Genomic DNA, 14,931 nt, shown 5'->3' with positions numbered 1-14,931 from the left:
GCTAGTTGTAGATTTTATGGAATAAATCAATGTATTTCTCCATCACTATTTTTCGTTTTAGTTTTAGAGTAGGAGTAAGCTGTCCGCCTTCAATAGACCAAATATCCGGTGTCAATTCAAAACGTTTTATTTTCTCCCAATTTCCAAATTTTTCATTTAAGCTGTCAATTTCTTCTTGAATTCGAGCAATAACTTTCTCGTTTGAGACGATTTCTTCATTGCTTTTTCCAACATCAATTCCATGGATAACGCCCCATTCTTTTATAAAATCAAAACTTGGTTGAATGAAAGCTGCCGGCATTTTTTGTCCGTCACCAATTACCATTATTTGTTCAATGAAACGAGATTGTTTCATCGTATTTTCAATTAATTGTGGCGCAATGTATTTTCCTCCGGAGGTTTTGAACATTTCTTTTTTACGGTCCGTAATTTTCAAGAATCCTTCTTCGTCAAAAATTCCGATATCGCCAGTATGAAAATAACCGTCAGTAATTACTTCATTGGTCAGTTTTTCATCTTTGTAATAGCCCATCATTACGTTTGGTCCTTTACAAAGAATTTCACCGTCTTCCGCAATCAGCACTTCTACATTATCAATTACTTTACCCACAGTTCCTACTTTGAAACCGTAATTTCTCATATCATTAACAGAGATTACAGGTGACGTTTCGGTTAAACCATAGCCTTCCATTACCGGAATTTCTGCTGCGGCAAAAACTCTGGCTAATCTAGGTTGTAAAGCGGCACTTCCGGAAACCATCAAATCAAGGTTTCCACCCAAACCTTCTTTCCATTTACTGAAAATAAGTTTGCGGGCAATTTTGAGTTGGAACTCATACCAAAATCCATTTTTGCCATAAGGCTCATAGACTAATCCTAAATCAATCGCCCAAAAGAATAGTTTCTTTTTGATACCGGTTAACTCCGTTCCTTTGGCATAAATTTTATCATATACTTTCTCTAAAAGTCTTGGAACGGCAGTAATTACTGTTGGTCTTACTTCTTTTAGATTATCACTAATTTTATCAATTGATTCCCCAAAATATACCGAAACTCCGTAATATTGGTATAAATACAAAATCATTCTTTCGAAAATATGGCAAATAGGAAGGAAACTCAATGCACGGCTTTTTCCTGCTTCAAAAGGAATTCTGGAAGCACTGTCCAGCACATTTGAGACAATGTTTTTATGCGAAAGCATAACTCCTTTCGGTTTTCCGGTGGTTCCCGAAGTATAAATTATAGTAGCTAAATCTTCTGTTTTTACATTGTTTTTACGGTCTTCAACTTCACTTTGATTGCCTGTGTCTACACCATGAATCAATAATTCATTCCAGTTTTTGCAACCTTCAATTTCGTTGAACGAATAGACTTCTTTTACATTCGGAATTTTATTTCGAATCAAATTTACTTTGCGTAGTACTTCGGCATCCGACACAAAACAATATATGGCACCGGAATGATTCAGGATATATTCATAATCATCTTCGGAAATTGTTGGGTAAATTGGAACGGTTTGCGCGCCGGTTTGCAACACACCAATATCCATAATATTCCATTCGGTTCTATTATTAGTAGAAATAATGGCAATTTTATCGTCTTTTTGAACGTTCATTTTCAAGAGCGCCCTCGAAACAGCATTGGCTTTAGCGATGTATTCTTGAGTAGAAGTTTTTATCCAAACTCCATTTTGCTTAGTTGTTAAAGCATCTGGAATTGAAGTATATTTATCTTGTTGATAATAGGGAAAATCAAAAAGTCTGGTTATAGAAGTCATTATTCGAATGTTGAATTGACTCGCAAATTAAATAAAAATTAATAATAATTATTAATTTTCAAAAATTAAATAGAAAATTAAACCAGAATTATTCCATTTTACGAAAACGTTTTCTTGAAATGAAGTTTAAGAGACTGATTTTAAGCTAAAATGTTCATCCCATATGAATTTTGGATTAATAGATTACTCTACATAATCTTTGCTTCTGTCTCCTAAGATGAACATTTTCTTTTTTTGAAAATGGATAGAAAAATGGGCATTTGTCCAATCTTCTGAGGTTTCCATTTCTGAACTTGTGTCTTTGTTTTTGTACCAAAGCGTGTATACCGCATAGTTAAATCCTTTCTGGTATTTTGGAGTGCCATTTTCAAAACATTCCATTCCCCAAAGGATAGTGGTTTTTGATAAGTCCAATACCTGAAAAATACCGGTTCCATCGGGGTCTAATTGTACGATAGGTTCTGTAAGGCCTTCAAAAAGATAGGTTCCCGTTATAGGATAATCAATGTTTGTGGTAATATAATGGATTCCGTCTTTGGCGGTTATTTTTTCAACTTTATTTTGTGCATTTGCAGTGACCACAAATAGAATTAATGGGATTATAAACACGGTAACTAATTTTGTCATTTCGTATAGTTTTGGTTTTTCAACAAATAGTTTTTTTTGGATTCGGTGCCATTAGCTTTATTTTTTTGTTGGCTTTGGACTCATATAAAAAGTGATTTTTGAACCGTCGGTAATGTCAGCATGTTTGATAAATAAACTGTTTAATGGTTTTCCGTTCAACAGCACTTTTTTCACATAAACATTTTTATCACTTTGGTTCATCGCTTCCACAGTAAATGTTTTTCCATTTTCTAAAGTCAGGGTTGCATTATTTACCAGTGGCGAGCCTAAACTGTATTCATCAGATCCCGGCGCTACAGGATAGAATCCCAGTGAAGAGAAAATATACCAAGCACTCATTTGTCCGCAATCATCGTTTCCTCCTAAACCATCGGGAGTAGGTTTGTACTGCATGTTCAAAATTTTACGCACTTGGGATTGTGTTTTCCAAGGTTCGTCCGTCCAATTGTAAAAATAAGCCACATGATGCGCAGGTTCATTGCCATGAACGTAACCGCCTATAATTCCTTCTCGGGTAATATCTTCGGTTTCTGCAAAAAAGGAATCTGGTAAATACATTGAAAACAGGGTATCCAATCGCGATGCAAAAGATTTTTTGCCACCCATTTGAGTGACTAATTGAGTTGGATCCTGCGGTACAAAAAAGCTGTAGTTCCAGCTATTGCCTTCTATAAAACCTTGACCGTGGGTGCTCAAAGCGTCAAATTCTTTTTTGAAGGTACCGTCAGCTAATTTTGGACGCATAAAACCAGTTGTTTTATCAAAATTGTTTTTCCAATTTCCGGAGTGTTTTATAAATTCATTGTATACATCAGTTCGGTTCAGTTTCTTAGCGATTTGTGCAATACACCAATCATCATATGCATATTCTAATGTGTTTGAAACAGAGATGCCACTTTTTTCGGCAGGAATGTAACCCAAATCAATATAGCTGCCTATGCCTTCATAATTGCGGTGGTTTGCAGTAGTGATACAGGCTTCCAAAGCTTGGTTTTCATCTCCATTGTAAGTTCCTTTTATAATGGCATCCGCAATTACAGAAACACTATGATAGCCACTCATACACCAGTTATCATTGGAATAATGAGACCAAATGGGTAACATGTGCAAGGCACTTTGATTGTAATGTGCCAGCATGGATTTTACCATATCATTGTTACGTGAAGGTTGGATTATATTGAAAAAAGGATGCAATGCCCGATAGGTATCCCAAAGTGAAAAAGTACTGTAATTGGTAAAACCGTCTGCTTGGTGAGTTCCTTGATCCAGTCCTTTGTATTGTCCGTTTACGTCCGTGTAAGTTGTTGGATTTATGAAAGTATGATACATGGCGGTGTAAAAATTCACTTTGGTATCTTCTGATGCAGTGATATTGATTTTATTTAATTCTTTGTTCCAAATTGCTTGTGCCTGGTCTTTTACTTTTTCAAAATCCCAATCTTTAATCTCTGCCTGCATATTTTGCAAGGCGTTTTCTTGGCTAACCGAGGATAAAGCGAATTTTATTTTTATTTTTTCGGATTCTTCTGTTTTGAAATCAAAATACATTCGTATTTTTTTTCCGGCTATTTCAGGGAAATTTTTGGTTTGGTCGAACTTGCCCCAAAATCCTCTATACGGCTGTTTAGTATCATAATTTTTTTGACCATATTCTTTAAAAGGTTTCGAAAATGACATCGCAAAATAAACCGTTCGGGTTCTTGCCCAGCCATTCGTTTGTCTGTAACCGGTAATCAAAGTGTCATTAATAACTCTTACATACGTCCAAACATCTTTTTGATCGTAATTATAAATTCCGGCCATTAAGTCTAAAATGATATGACTTTCGTCCGATTTTGGAAAAGTATATTGATGCATACCAACTCGAGTTGTAGCAGTCATTTCGGCTAAAATACCTTCATCATCCAGTTTGACTTTATAATAGCCGGCTTCGACTTTTTCGTTAGCATGAGAAAACGCGGAGCGAAATCCACTTTTTGGGTTTGCAGCGGTTCCGGGATTCAACTGCAATTTTCCTTGTGTTGGCATAATTAGAAAATCCCCAAGATCAGAGTGTCCTGTTCCGCTTAAATGCGTGTGGCTGAAACCGACAATAGTCTTGTCTTCATATTTGTAACCGGCGCAATATTTATAAACGTCTCCGTTGTATTTCCCATTAAGTTCGTATGAAATAGTATCCGTTTCCGGGCTTAGTTGCACTGCTCCAAAAGGAACTGTTGCACCAGGATAAGTATGCCCCATTTTTTCGGTACCAATGATTGGCTTAACATATTTCACTAAATTTTGTTGTGCTTGGGTAAAAGAAAAACTGTAGAGTAAGACAAAAAGGAATATTTTTTTCATGTGATAACTGCTAAATTAGTTTCGGGAGTTAATGCGAATTAAGTATTGCATTCAAATCTAACTAATCGTAAGTTTTTAAGCAAATATTAGGACTATTTTGACAGTAAAAACTTCATCGTGCAATGATACTATTCGTTCAGAATTATTTTTAGACCTGCATTTAAAATAAAATTAAAGCCATTCATTTAGGAATATCAACTAAGGCAATTTTTATCCCTTTTCTAATTTTTTCCTTTCAATCAGTTCTGTAAGATTCTTTTCTTTTACGGCAGTTCTATTTCGTATGCAATAGTCGGTATGATAAAAGTGCGATTGGAGAAAATTAATTTGCATGTCGTTCCATTCTTCCAAGCTGAGATTTGGATTATAATGTTTCAATTCCAAATAGAGTTTATTTCCGATGCGCTCAAAATGATTGGTGCCCAAATATTCGACATCGGCATCTGCAAGGATGCATTCTAATTTGGTTTTTGGTTGTTGCGGAATTATTGTGGCTCGTATCATGCCGGCAATGATTTCAATTTCTTTTTCGGTATATCCAAAATCCGGTAACTTTTTTCCAGCAAACCGAATGCTTTCTTCTTCATGCCCCTCATTAATTCCGTTGATAAATCCGGCATCATGAAATAATGCCGCCGTTTTAACAAGCACTATATCTTCCTCAGTTGTATTTTCTTGTTGCGCAATATATTCCGCTGCTTCCAGCACATGTTGCGTGTGTTTCCAATGGTGATAAATGAGAAAAGGAGACAATTGTGTTTTTAAACAATCCATGACATTGGTATACAAAAGATTCCAGTTTTTCATATTTACAGCACAATTAAATTTAAAAATAGGGTATAGGTCCTGAAAGCATCTCTGTGAGATTTTCATTTCATGGATTTTCGATACTAGTGTTTTTGTTTGTTTCTTAAAATTCCGCCGCTGGCTTCTTTGATGTATTGAATAAACATAAAAGCATTGGGGTCTAATTTTCGTATCTCATCTTTGATTCTAAGCAATTCGAGTCGCGTTACTACAGTGATGATGATGTCACAATCTGTTTTTAAATCGAAAGTATCAGGTAAATAACCCCGTTCCCCTTTAATTATTGTAATTCCTTTCCCGAATTTTTTCACAATCAAAGATTTAATAATTTCACTTTTGGAAGAAATGATGTGTAGGGAAGTGTATTGTTCTAAGCCGTGCGTTATATAATCGAGGGATTTTATGGCCGAAAAATAAGTGACAATTGAGTACAATGCTGTGCCAATACCAAAAGACCAGGCTGCTGCCAAAAACAACAAAGTATTCATCCCAAAGATAACTTCGGATACATTGAGCCCGATTTTTCGGGTAGTTAATAAAGCCAAAATTTCTACACCATCAGCAGTGGAGCCACTCCGAATGCACAAACCCATCCCGATACCAATAAGACAACCGCCGAATAAAGCAATTAAAAGTCTGTCTGTGGTAACTGCTTCAATATGAATAAAAGTCATACTGGCGGCTAGTAATAAAAAAGTCATCAAGCTTTGTAATGCAAATGTTTTTCCCAATAATCTTTTTCCTAAAAACAAAAACGGTATGTTTAAACCCAAGACAAGAATTCCAAATGGCAGATGGGTAATTTCATGTACAAGTATCGAAATCCCTATAATACCGCCATCCAAAAATTTATTGGGTATCATAAATCCCTTTAGTGCCAATGTAATGAATACTACGCCCACTAAATTTAGAATTATATTTTTTGGATGAAATATTTCTTTCCAGTCAATGGGTTGGTGGTCAATATTCATAAGAATGAATTTGGATTAAAATCCTTTAAATATACTACTTTATTTTAAAAAATAAATATTATATTTACCTTATAATTAGATTGTTACCTCAAAATATCGATTCTTTGGTTTCCCCAGCCATTTTTAAATTAATAGTTTTCTGAATCAGAATTTATTAACCTTTAAATATAGTAATCATGGCAAAGCCTGTAGTAATCACATTGACCGTTCAAACCGCTAATCTTTATGGAATGAATGCTCCATCACAATCTCAAGTTGATGGTTGTTGCACATTATCGGATGATAATTCCGGAAGTTCTTCAAATGGAACTCCAGAAGATTTTAAATCCTATGTATTTATCAATAATAATGTAAAGTGGGTCGGTGTTTCAAGGGACTCGGGGTATTCAGTGGCAATCAACAGTATTGATTATGAATCCAAATCCAATGATGTTAATTTTTTTGACAGTCCTACTATTTATGGATCGGGAGGAAGGTCTGGAAACGCATCTGCCAATGTCAAAAATGATCCTAGTTTGCTTGGTAAGTTGGATATTTACAACATCAATTTTAGCGTTTATGATTCCGGTAATTCTTCAAAAACATTTAGCATAGATCCCAAATTAGCCATAAATCCGTAATGGAATTGAATTTTAAATATTCTTTTAAAATCACTCTTTTTGTTTTTTTTGTGCACTTAAGTATTTTAGCCCAGGAGCAAAAAGTCGCTGATAGCCTTGTGAAAATTTATCAGAGAGGGAATATTGAAAATGCTGAAAAATTAGAATTACTCCGGAATTTATCTTTTAATGAAGTGAATAATCTCAGGCTGTCGCTAAGATATGCTGAGGAACTTATTGCGCTGTCAAAGTTAGAAAATAACTATTTATACCTGCACAGAGGGTATTTTCAAAAAGGAAATAAACTCAGACTTATTGGAGATTTGAATAAATCTCTTGATGCTTTTTTTAAAAGTGAGGCCGCGGCTAGCAAAGCAAAATATAGTGCGGGTCAAGGAACTGCTTATTCGTCTATTGCCGATGTGTATTCGGTTATGGGGAATTCTAAAAATGCCTATATCTACTACAATAAAGCAATCAAATTATTAAGAAAGACGGATAATTCCATTGGGTTAGCGTCTGCTTTATTAAATATGGGCGATGAATATTTTAAAAACAAGAAATATGATTTGGCATTAAGGAATTTTAAAGAGTCCGGTGAAATTTTCAAGAAAGCCGATTATTTGATTGGAACTGCCTATAATTTAGGAAATATTGGAATGGTCTATGCCGAGCAGGGAAAAGACGTTTTGGCCATGAAATACATGAGTAAAGCCATAAAAATTCTGGAAGAACTAAAGGATTATTATGCGATTTCAGATTACCTGACCTATATGTCAGCTATCTATTTAAAACAAAATAATCAGGCTGTTGCGCTCAATTATGCGCAGAGAAGTCTGGAGTTAGCTCAAAAATATGGATTGAAAGACCAAATCAGTAATTCAAATCTTAAACTTTCAGAGCTGTATCAAATGTCAGGTAATCCCGTTGAATCGTTTAAGCATTATAAGAATCATATTCTTTATCGGGATAGCGTCACCAATCTCAAATCGGTTCAGCAAATGGCTGATTTGCGAACGAATTTTGAAGTTTCCCAGAAACAGATTGAAGTCGATTTGCTCAACCAAGGAAAAAAAAACCGACAAATTATTGCCATTTCATCCGCGATTTCATCGGGACTGGTTTTCTTACTTGCTTTTGGAATGTTCAGAAGGTATAAATTCATAAAGAAAACCAATGTCATTATTGAAGAGGAAAAGAATCGGTCAGACAGCTTGTTGCTAAATATTCTTCCCGAAGAAACTGCTCATGAGTTGAAACAAAATGGCAAAGTACTCGCCAAAAAATTCGAATCGGTATCGGTGTTATTTACCGATTTTGAGGGATTTACCCAATATGCAGAAAAACTACCGCCAGAAAAATTAGTGGAAAGTGTGGACTACTATTTTTCTAAATTTGATGAAATCATGGAGAAATATGATTTAGAGAAAATCAAAACAGTTGGTGATTGTTACATGTGCGCAGGAGGTTTGCCTTTTCCAACAGAAGACCATGCTTTTAAAATGGTACAAGCGGCTTTTGAAATTGCCACATTTGTCAGAGATTCAAAAAATAATAATCCTTTAAATCATACTCGTTTTGAAATTCGCATCGGAATTAATTCCGGTCCCGTGGTAGCAGGAGTAGTCGGTACCAAGAAATTTGCGTATGATATTTGGGGAGATACGGTAAACATTGCTTCCCGCATGGAATCTAATTCAGAGCCCGGGAAAATTAATGTATCCGAAAACACGTATGAACTCATTAAAGACCGCTTTGATTGTGATTACAGAGGTGAAATTGAAGTCAAAAATAGAGGGACGATGAAAATGTATTTCGTAAACAATCCTAAAGCATAAAGCGTTGGGAATTATTCTATTTTTCTCTAATAGCTCTGCTTTTAAAGATAAATCTAATAGAATTTATAATAAGCCTTGCAATGTGCTTTTTCTAATTAATTGGGCGGTATTTCGGGAGTTGGATTTCTTTAAAATATTTTTGCGATGCTGTTTTACGGTATTGACACTGATAAAAAGTGTTTCGGCAATTTCATTGTTGTCAAAACCTTCTGCAATTAGCTTAATGATATCAATTTCTCTTTTTGAAAATTCTGAAAAGCATTGGGTATCTTCAAAAACATCAATATTCATGTAGGAAGGTTCGCCTTTTAGCCCTATCATGGAATATTGGTAGGTATTGTTTTTGCTCAAATGATCAATTCTAGTATGAATATTCAATGATTTTCCAAATCCACCTTTTGGATCTAAAGTAAGTATTATGGCTTGATGATTGAGCATGCAATATTCCCCATTTTTCATTCGACTTCTAAAACTGTAATTCATTTTATAGTTAGTCAACCTTTCCGGACCTATGTTGGTATAAAAAAAATTAAGTATTGAAGCTTCGGCTTTTACTATGAAGTCAACATCGTCAGGATGTATTGTTCCAAGAATATCATTAAAAGATACGGTTTCCGGGTCAAATCCATGAATATCAGTTATAGCTGGACTAACGTTCGATAAAGACATATCATAAAAATCAATGATGTAATAATAAAACGGACCAGAGCTTATTATCGAACTGGCAATTTCGTCAAACTTTATTTGTGGTAATAAAGTGTTCTCGTTGGCTCTTTTTTGAGTACTAATCCAAACCGAATGAAGTTTTTGTAGTTCTTGGGTCATGTCTTAGGTTTTGGACATAAAATTTCGCTAAAAATACAATTATTTTACGGTTTAAAGAAAAATAAATGAGGTTTTGAAAGAGAAGAACTGAACTGAAATTTTTATTTAGCAACAAAACTGCGCTAACGATTGTGGTATATCAACGCGGTAGGATAGGAATTCCTATCCAATGCATAACAAGCATTATTGCAACTGTTATTCCGAAACTACATAAACAAAGAAGTCGCCAATACGTAGATCTTCCATACCCATATTTCCAAACTTTTTCACCAGTTTCTTTTCTGTTTTCTTTTAAAGTAAATTTCGATAGTATATACGTTGAAGCAACAAAAATAAATATTGCAATTATCCAAAATGTCATCATAAACGATTATTTTATTAAAGTTATAAATTTACGATTTTTTTTCTTAAAATTAGTGCTAACAACGGTTTAGGAGCAGTTTTTTTTAATTTAACTGTTCAAGTTTTGCAATAAATTTCACGATTTTTTCCACTTTCTGATTTTCAGTAGCAGATGAATTTATGTTTTGAATTATTTCATTTTGTTCCTCAATTTTGAGTTTTTTGAATATATTTAAAACTTCAGCATCCTTAAAACATTCAAAAATCATTTCATTTTCATTCTTTTTTTCAGTGTTTTCATTTACAAGATAAAGCGTGACGTTTACGAATTCTCCACCGCTTTTCCCTATAAAGTTTCTAATTTCCGAGTTCAAAGACATTTTTTTGTTTGAATTTTTTAAAGGTGCTAAGTTTTTACTATTTATTTCGTAATCATCAATTTTCCCTGACACTTTTAAATCGCCCCATTTTCCTTTTATGTTTTTAGTATTTGGTATAATAAGGTGATAAGTCCAAGCACCGTTTCCTGGAATATATTGAATTTCCAATTTTTCATTTTCTACTATAAAATTCATAGTTCAAATTCAAAGATTTTTAAATTTCATTCTTTTGCTGTGAAGAGGAAATAGTACTAGTAACGTTTCGCCGCTTGGCGAGGTTGCAAACTTCGTAACCGTTTATTTTCCAATAAAGATAAAATTTCTTGCGAAATGTAAACGTAAATTTACTACAAAACTCGCAATCTTGCCAAACGGCTGTTAGCAACAGTTATTTTTACTTCGTCCAAGGTTCTTTTTCTTTAGCATTCATAATTTTTTGTCCATCATAAATACTTATTCCTTGCCAAGTGCCAAACCAAAGTTGGCTTTTGTGGTCCTCAAGTATACTTTGAACCACGTTTGTGGTTAATCCGTCTTTAGTTGTGAATTGGGTGAAATTTGTTCCATCGAAACGATACACGCCATAACCTTCTGCCGTAAACCATATATTACCTTTGCTATCTTCACAAAAATTATATGTTTCTAGACCTTCAATAATTCCTTCCTTTGTGAAGTTAGTGTATGTTTTACCATCATATTTACTCACACCACCATTAAAAGTACCAATCCAAATATTTCCTTGCTTGTCTTCTAAAATATCAAAGACATTATTGTCGGTAAGTCCATTTTTAGTAGTTAAATGAGCAAACTCCCCGTTCTTGTATTTGAAAATTCCATTTCCATCGGTAACAAACCACATCGTTCCATTTTTGTCTTCTAAAAATTGAAAAACCAATTTATCAGATAACATAGGTTTTGGATTTTCGACCTTTGTTTCAGGTAAAATAAAAGGGGTGAATTTTTTACCATCAAAATGACTGACGCCTTCGCCATTACTAACCCAAATCAAACCTTTTTTATCAATACAAATACTAAAGATTTCCTCTTTTTGAAGGCCGACTTCTGTCGAGTATGTCGCAAATTTCTCACCATCAAATTTTACTAGTCCAGTAGAAGTTGCAAACCAAACATTGCCAGCCTTGTCTTCAACAATTTCATAAACAACTTTCAATGGGCGAAGTCCTTCGATTGAAATTTTTTGAAGTGTTTGCCCATCATAACGGATAATCCCATTTCCATTTGTTCCAAACCAATAATTCCCTTTTTTGTCTTGATACATTGTCCTTACAAACTCTCTTACCATACCATTTAAGTTGGTGTGAATTTGCGGAAAGGTCGTGCTTTGTTTTAAAATGAGTGGTTGGGTGTTTACTTGTTTTTCTATTGAATCAGTAACAGATTTTTCTTTTACTTGTCCTGTGCAGGCTGAGAATTGAAATGTCAGAAGAACCAAAAGTAAATTTCTTACTTTGAATAAAATCATTATACCAGTGTTTGTCATATTGTTGGTTTTATAATTGTTGCTAACGTCTTGGTACTAAAGCGGGTTTGGGACTAAATTAAGCCCTGTTTTCGGATTTCCCACCCGAGCGATAGCGAACAGGCGAAGCAAATCTCCCAAATACAAGACAAATTTTCCATTAAGCCAATAGCCGAAATTTTTTGTAGCGTGTGTTGGCGGTAGTACTTATTAGTAACCTCCAATTGGTATGTGCTTTCCGCTAGTCTTCAATTCTAATTTTTTTTCGTTCTTTAAGCCTAATCCTTTTCTTTGATAAGTTTCGTCAAATATGTCTGAATGGTCAGGTGTTAGGACAATAGTTTTATTTCCGTTCAAGGTTTGATTATCAATACTTCCATTTATAAAAACTCCACATACTTCAAGTTCATCTCCTGTTATAATCCTACTGTGTAACTTTTCTCTAAATTTTAAAAATTTTATTAAATCAGATTTATTTTTCCCCATCTTTTTTAATTGCAAAAGAAAAATTTCCAAATCATCGATACATACACTCCATGGAAATTGGTCATCATCCCAAATTTCTAATAATTCATTTAAATCAGTTTGTATTTGTCCAAATCTTTCAAGCGTAACAATAATGGAAAATGAGTTATGATAGTTTTTTGTTTTAATGTCTAATAGATGTTTTTTGAGCTTTTGGTCTTTATAAATTTTCAAAATCTCTCTATCAATGAATTTACCTTTTACACGATAAGCTTGGTCATAGCCTTTTTGAATTGTTTCTTCGAAATTAGAAAGTATTAAAGGATACGCCATTTCAGGATTTCTCCGAGGTTCATCTCTTTTTGAAGCTTTAGCTTCAACAATTAAGGCTAAACCGTCAATAAGAAAAAGTAAGTCTTGTTCATTTCCATCTTGTGTGTAATAACCTTTAAAAACTGAAGCTTTATTATTGAAGAAATCTTGAAATACTTGTTCAATTTTTTCTTCTAATTTATTACCTCTATTTTTGTAAAATTTTTCTCGAATACTTGTAGTATCGCAAAATTGAAATAAGTTATTAAAAATCGCATGAATTATTTGTTTCATTTCAATTGCTTGAAATTCATCATTTTCAATATCAAATATTGGTTTATAATGCAAAACATTTGTTTCTGTGTAATATAAAAAATTTGTTTTGTTTCGCTTGCAAGTAAGTACTTTTAAAAAAGCGGAAGTTTTGCTTTCACCAAATTTGTCAATTAATTTTTGCTTTGAGTATCGATGTGTTTGACCATTATCAGAGATGTAACTAAATAAATTTTTATAATGCTCTGGCAAATGTTCATTCCATTCCCAAGGCATAAGATTTTTTTGTTTCATTTCGTCGCAAAAATCTTCCCAGCTTTGTTGACCTTCTTTTGGATTTATTTTTTCATTTAAATATTCATTGGGAAATGTATCTATAAAATTATAAATATCTATAAAATCTTGAACTCCAATTCCAAACTGATTTGAAATTTCCTTATTGAAAGGCATAAAATAATCAATAACTCTTTCTATAATTTGTTCTTCATAATTTAATTGACCTTGATTGAAATAACTTAAAAAAGTTGGCATTGCAACCATACTCTTCATTATCCACTCCTGATTTACTTCATTATCATTTTTTGGGTAAAAAAAATTTGTATATCCTAGTTCAATATCATTTAAAAGTCCTTTTATATGTTCAAATTCATCGTCACTATATTGTGCTTTTAATTTTGTGTGCTGATTTGATTGAGAAGTTATATTCAACCCCGCCAAATAATATAATTGTCTTTGTGGAGAAGAAAGACCTTTTAAATTTTTAATTGGATTGTCAAAACGAATATGCTGAATCAGAAAAGTTATATCACCTAAAAATTTAGTACTTTCATATTGACTTACATAGTCCTTTAATTCTTTAGATTTTTTTTCTAGATCAATTATCATTTCTTTTTCCGTTTAGTTTTTTTTAGTATTACCGCCAACGTTCTGGCACTACAGCGGGTTTGGGACTAAATTAAGCCCATTATTCGGATTTGCCACCCGAGCGATAGCGAACAGGCGAAGCAAATCTTCCAAATACAAACCAATTTTTCCATTAAGCCAAATGCCCAAATCCGTTGTAGTGGCTGTTATGCACAGTCATTTAATCGATAGGACTTTCAGTTATAAATTCTAAAAAATCTTTTCCAAAAGTTGTTGTTCTAGGAACCATTAGACCCGAGCCTGTCATTGAAGTATGTAAGCCACTAGTTTTATGTAAACCTGCTCTTGACAAATCATCCCAAATTAAATCATACAATTCTCTTTTTCCATTTAATTCAGGATATGCTTCTTCCAAAACAGTTGATAAACCGGCTGACATATAATTAGGTAAACTCTTTCCATTTTTCTTAAACCAATTTTCTGGATTGTCAAATAATTTCAAGATTTTAATATGCCAAACTGTAAAAGTAGAGATAAAGTTCAGAAAGATTTGCACTTCAGTTATGTTTGGATTTTCTTCAACGGCACTATTCAAAATTACGTTTTTGAAATATTGTATTTTCTCTTTTTCGCTTGTTCGAAGTGCCAAATGGGTAGTTTGCAAAACAAGGTCAATAAACACATCATTATTTGCTAATTTAGTCAAATCGAGTTTTTCTTTCTCTTCAAGTTGTTTTAGTTTTTCACCTACTTCAACCATCCATTCATTTCTCCTTTTTTCTAATGGAGGAGTTACTAATAATTGTAAAAGTTCTGATGCTACCGCACCAACTATGGGAATAGAACCAAGAGTTGCTTTCGCAACACCATATGCAATATCATTTTTTATTTCTTTTTTCATTACTCGGTTGCTTTATGATTGTGCATAACTTGTATATAGGCGCTACTGCGTAGCGTATTACTTTCAAATATACACTTTAATTATTATCTTACAAATCATCAAAATGGCTTTTAAATTCATTCCATAA

Annotated in this window: 12 protein-coding genes; 2 read left to right on the top strand and 10 right to left on the bottom strand. The window is 33.5% G+C overall.

All coding sequences use genetic code 11. The annotated features are described in order from the left end of the window. Window position 1: 1 nt before the first annotated feature. The 5 genes from C8C87_RS09645 to C8C87_RS09625 all read right to left on the bottom strand — a co-directional run bounded on the left by C8C87_RS09645 (window position 2) and on the right by C8C87_RS09625 (window position 6,525). A complete protein-coding gene (locus C8C87_RS09645) occupies window positions 2-1,777 on the bottom strand; it encodes a long-chain fatty acid--CoA ligase (RefSeq protein WP_121342456.1) in 1,776 nt (591 codons plus the stop codon). Window positions 1,778-1,960: 183 nt separating this feature from the next. Continuing rightward, window positions 1,961-2,404, bottom strand: coding sequence for a hypothetical protein (locus tag C8C87_RS09640; RefSeq protein WP_121342455.1), 444 nt, complete (start codon window positions 2,402-2,404; stop codon window positions 1,961-1,963). A gap of 57 nt (window positions 2,405-2,461) precedes the next feature. Then, a complete protein-coding gene (locus C8C87_RS09635) occupies window positions 2,462-4,747 on the bottom strand; it encodes a GH92 family glycosyl hydrolase (protein WP_121342454.1) in 2,286 nt (761 codons plus the stop codon). Between the two features lie 210 nt (window positions 4,748-4,957). Continuing rightward, window positions 4,958-5,554 (bottom strand): HD domain-containing protein, encoded by a 597-nt coding sequence (locus tag C8C87_RS09630; protein WP_158589740.1) that lies wholly within the window; start codon window positions 5,552-5,554, stop codon window positions 4,958-4,960. Between the two features lie 83 nt (window positions 5,555-5,637). After that, window positions 5,638-6,525: a YitT family protein gene (locus C8C87_RS09625; RefSeq protein ID WP_099714895.1), complete on the bottom strand. Its 888-nt coding sequence runs from the start codon at window positions 6,523-6,525 to the stop codon at window positions 5,638-5,640. Window positions 6,526-6,701: 176 nt separating this feature from the next. Here C8C87_RS09625 and C8C87_RS09620 point away from each other — a divergent pair, with 176 nt between their 5' ends. Next, window positions 6,702-7,145, top strand: a complete 444-nt coding sequence (locus tag C8C87_RS09620) for a hypothetical protein (protein ID WP_121342452.1) — start codon at window positions 6,702-6,704, stop codon at window positions 7,143-7,145. Window positions 7,146-7,243: 98 nt separating this feature from the next. Then, the gene (locus C8C87_RS09615) at window positions 7,244-8,962 is read left to right on the top strand and encodes an adenylate/guanylate cyclase domain-containing protein (RefSeq protein ID WP_233550026.1); all 1,719 of its coding nucleotides are present in this window, start codon (window positions 7,244-7,246) and stop codon (window positions 8,960-8,962) included. 63 nt (window positions 8,963-9,025) lie between these two features. On the opposite strand, the gene C8C87_RS09610 is transcribed toward C8C87_RS09615, so the two are convergent. From C8C87_RS09610 to C8C87_RS09585, 5 genes are all read right to left on the bottom strand, one after another. Further along, window positions 9,026-9,787, bottom strand: coding sequence for a LuxR C-terminal-related transcriptional regulator (locus tag C8C87_RS09610; RefSeq protein WP_099714901.1), 762 nt, complete (start codon window positions 9,785-9,787; stop codon window positions 9,026-9,028). Between the two features lie 446 nt (window positions 9,788-10,233). Next, window positions 10,234-10,704, bottom strand: coding sequence for a DUF1905 domain-containing protein (locus tag C8C87_RS09600; RefSeq protein WP_121342449.1), 471 nt, complete (start codon window positions 10,702-10,704; stop codon window positions 10,234-10,236). 199 nt (window positions 10,705-10,903) lie between these two features. Then, window positions 10,904-12,010 (bottom strand): two-component regulator propeller domain-containing protein, encoded by a 1,107-nt coding sequence (locus tag C8C87_RS09595; protein WP_121342448.1) that lies wholly within the window; start codon window positions 12,008-12,010, stop codon window positions 10,904-10,906. Window positions 12,011-12,199: 189 nt separating this feature from the next. Continuing rightward, a complete protein-coding gene (locus tag C8C87_RS09590) occupies window positions 12,200-13,924 on the bottom strand; it encodes a hypothetical protein (RefSeq protein WP_121342447.1) in 1,725 nt (574 codons plus the stop codon). Window positions 13,925-14,123: 199 nt separating this feature from the next. Continuing rightward, complete coding sequence (locus tag C8C87_RS09585) at window positions 14,124-14,804, bottom strand: hypothetical protein (RefSeq protein WP_121342446.1); 681 nt, start codon at window positions 14,802-14,804, stop codon at window positions 14,124-14,126. Window positions 14,805-14,931: the final 127 nt, after the last annotated feature.

Source organism: Flavobacterium sp. 120 (genome assembly GCF_003633605.1).
Classification (GTDB): Bacteria; Bacteroidota; Bacteroidia; order Flavobacteriales; family Flavobacteriaceae; genus Flavobacterium; species Flavobacterium algoritolerans.
This window is presented reverse-complemented; position numbering and strand designations above follow the sequence as displayed.

Excerpts from the sequence above, each read along its gene's own strand:
- C8C87_RS09645 (WP_121342456.1), bottom strand. The coding sequence starts at position 1,777 with ATGACTTCTATAACCAGACTTTTTGATTTTCCCTATTATCAACAAGAT.
- C8C87_RS09640 (WP_121342455.1), bottom strand. The coding sequence starts at position 2,404 with ATGACAAAATTAGTTACCGTGTTTATAATCCCATTAATTCTATTTGTG.
- C8C87_RS09635 (WP_121342454.1), bottom strand. The coding sequence starts at position 4,747 with ATGAAAAAAATATTCCTTTTTGTCTTACTCTACAGTTTTTCTTTTACC.
- C8C87_RS09630 (WP_158589740.1), bottom strand. The coding sequence starts at position 5,554 with ATGAAAAACTGGAATCTTTTGTATACCAATGTCATGGATTGTTTAAAA.
- C8C87_RS09625 (WP_099714895.1), bottom strand. The coding sequence starts at position 6,525 with ATGAATATTGACCACCAACCCATTGACTGGAAAGAAATATTTCATCCA.
- C8C87_RS09620 (WP_121342452.1), top strand. The coding sequence starts at position 6,702 with ATGGCAAAGCCTGTAGTAATCACATTGACCGTTCAAACCGCTAATCTT.
- C8C87_RS09610 (WP_099714901.1), bottom strand. The coding sequence starts at position 9,787 with ATGACCCAAGAACTACAAAAACTTCATTCGGTTTGGATTAGTACTCAA.
- C8C87_RS09600 (WP_121342449.1), bottom strand. The coding sequence starts at position 10,704 with ATGAATTTTATAGTAGAAAATGAAAAATTGGAAATTCAATATATTCCA.
- C8C87_RS09595 (WP_121342448.1), bottom strand. The coding sequence starts at position 12,010 with ATGACAAACACTGGTATAATGATTTTATTCAAAGTAAGAAATTTACTT.
- C8C87_RS09590 (WP_121342447.1), bottom strand. The coding sequence starts at position 13,924 with ATGATAATTGATCTAGAAAAAAAATCTAAAGAATTAAAGGACTATGTA.
- C8C87_RS09585 (WP_121342446.1), bottom strand. The coding sequence starts at position 14,804 with ATGAAAAAAGAAATAAAAAATGATATTGCATATGGTGTTGCGAAAGCA.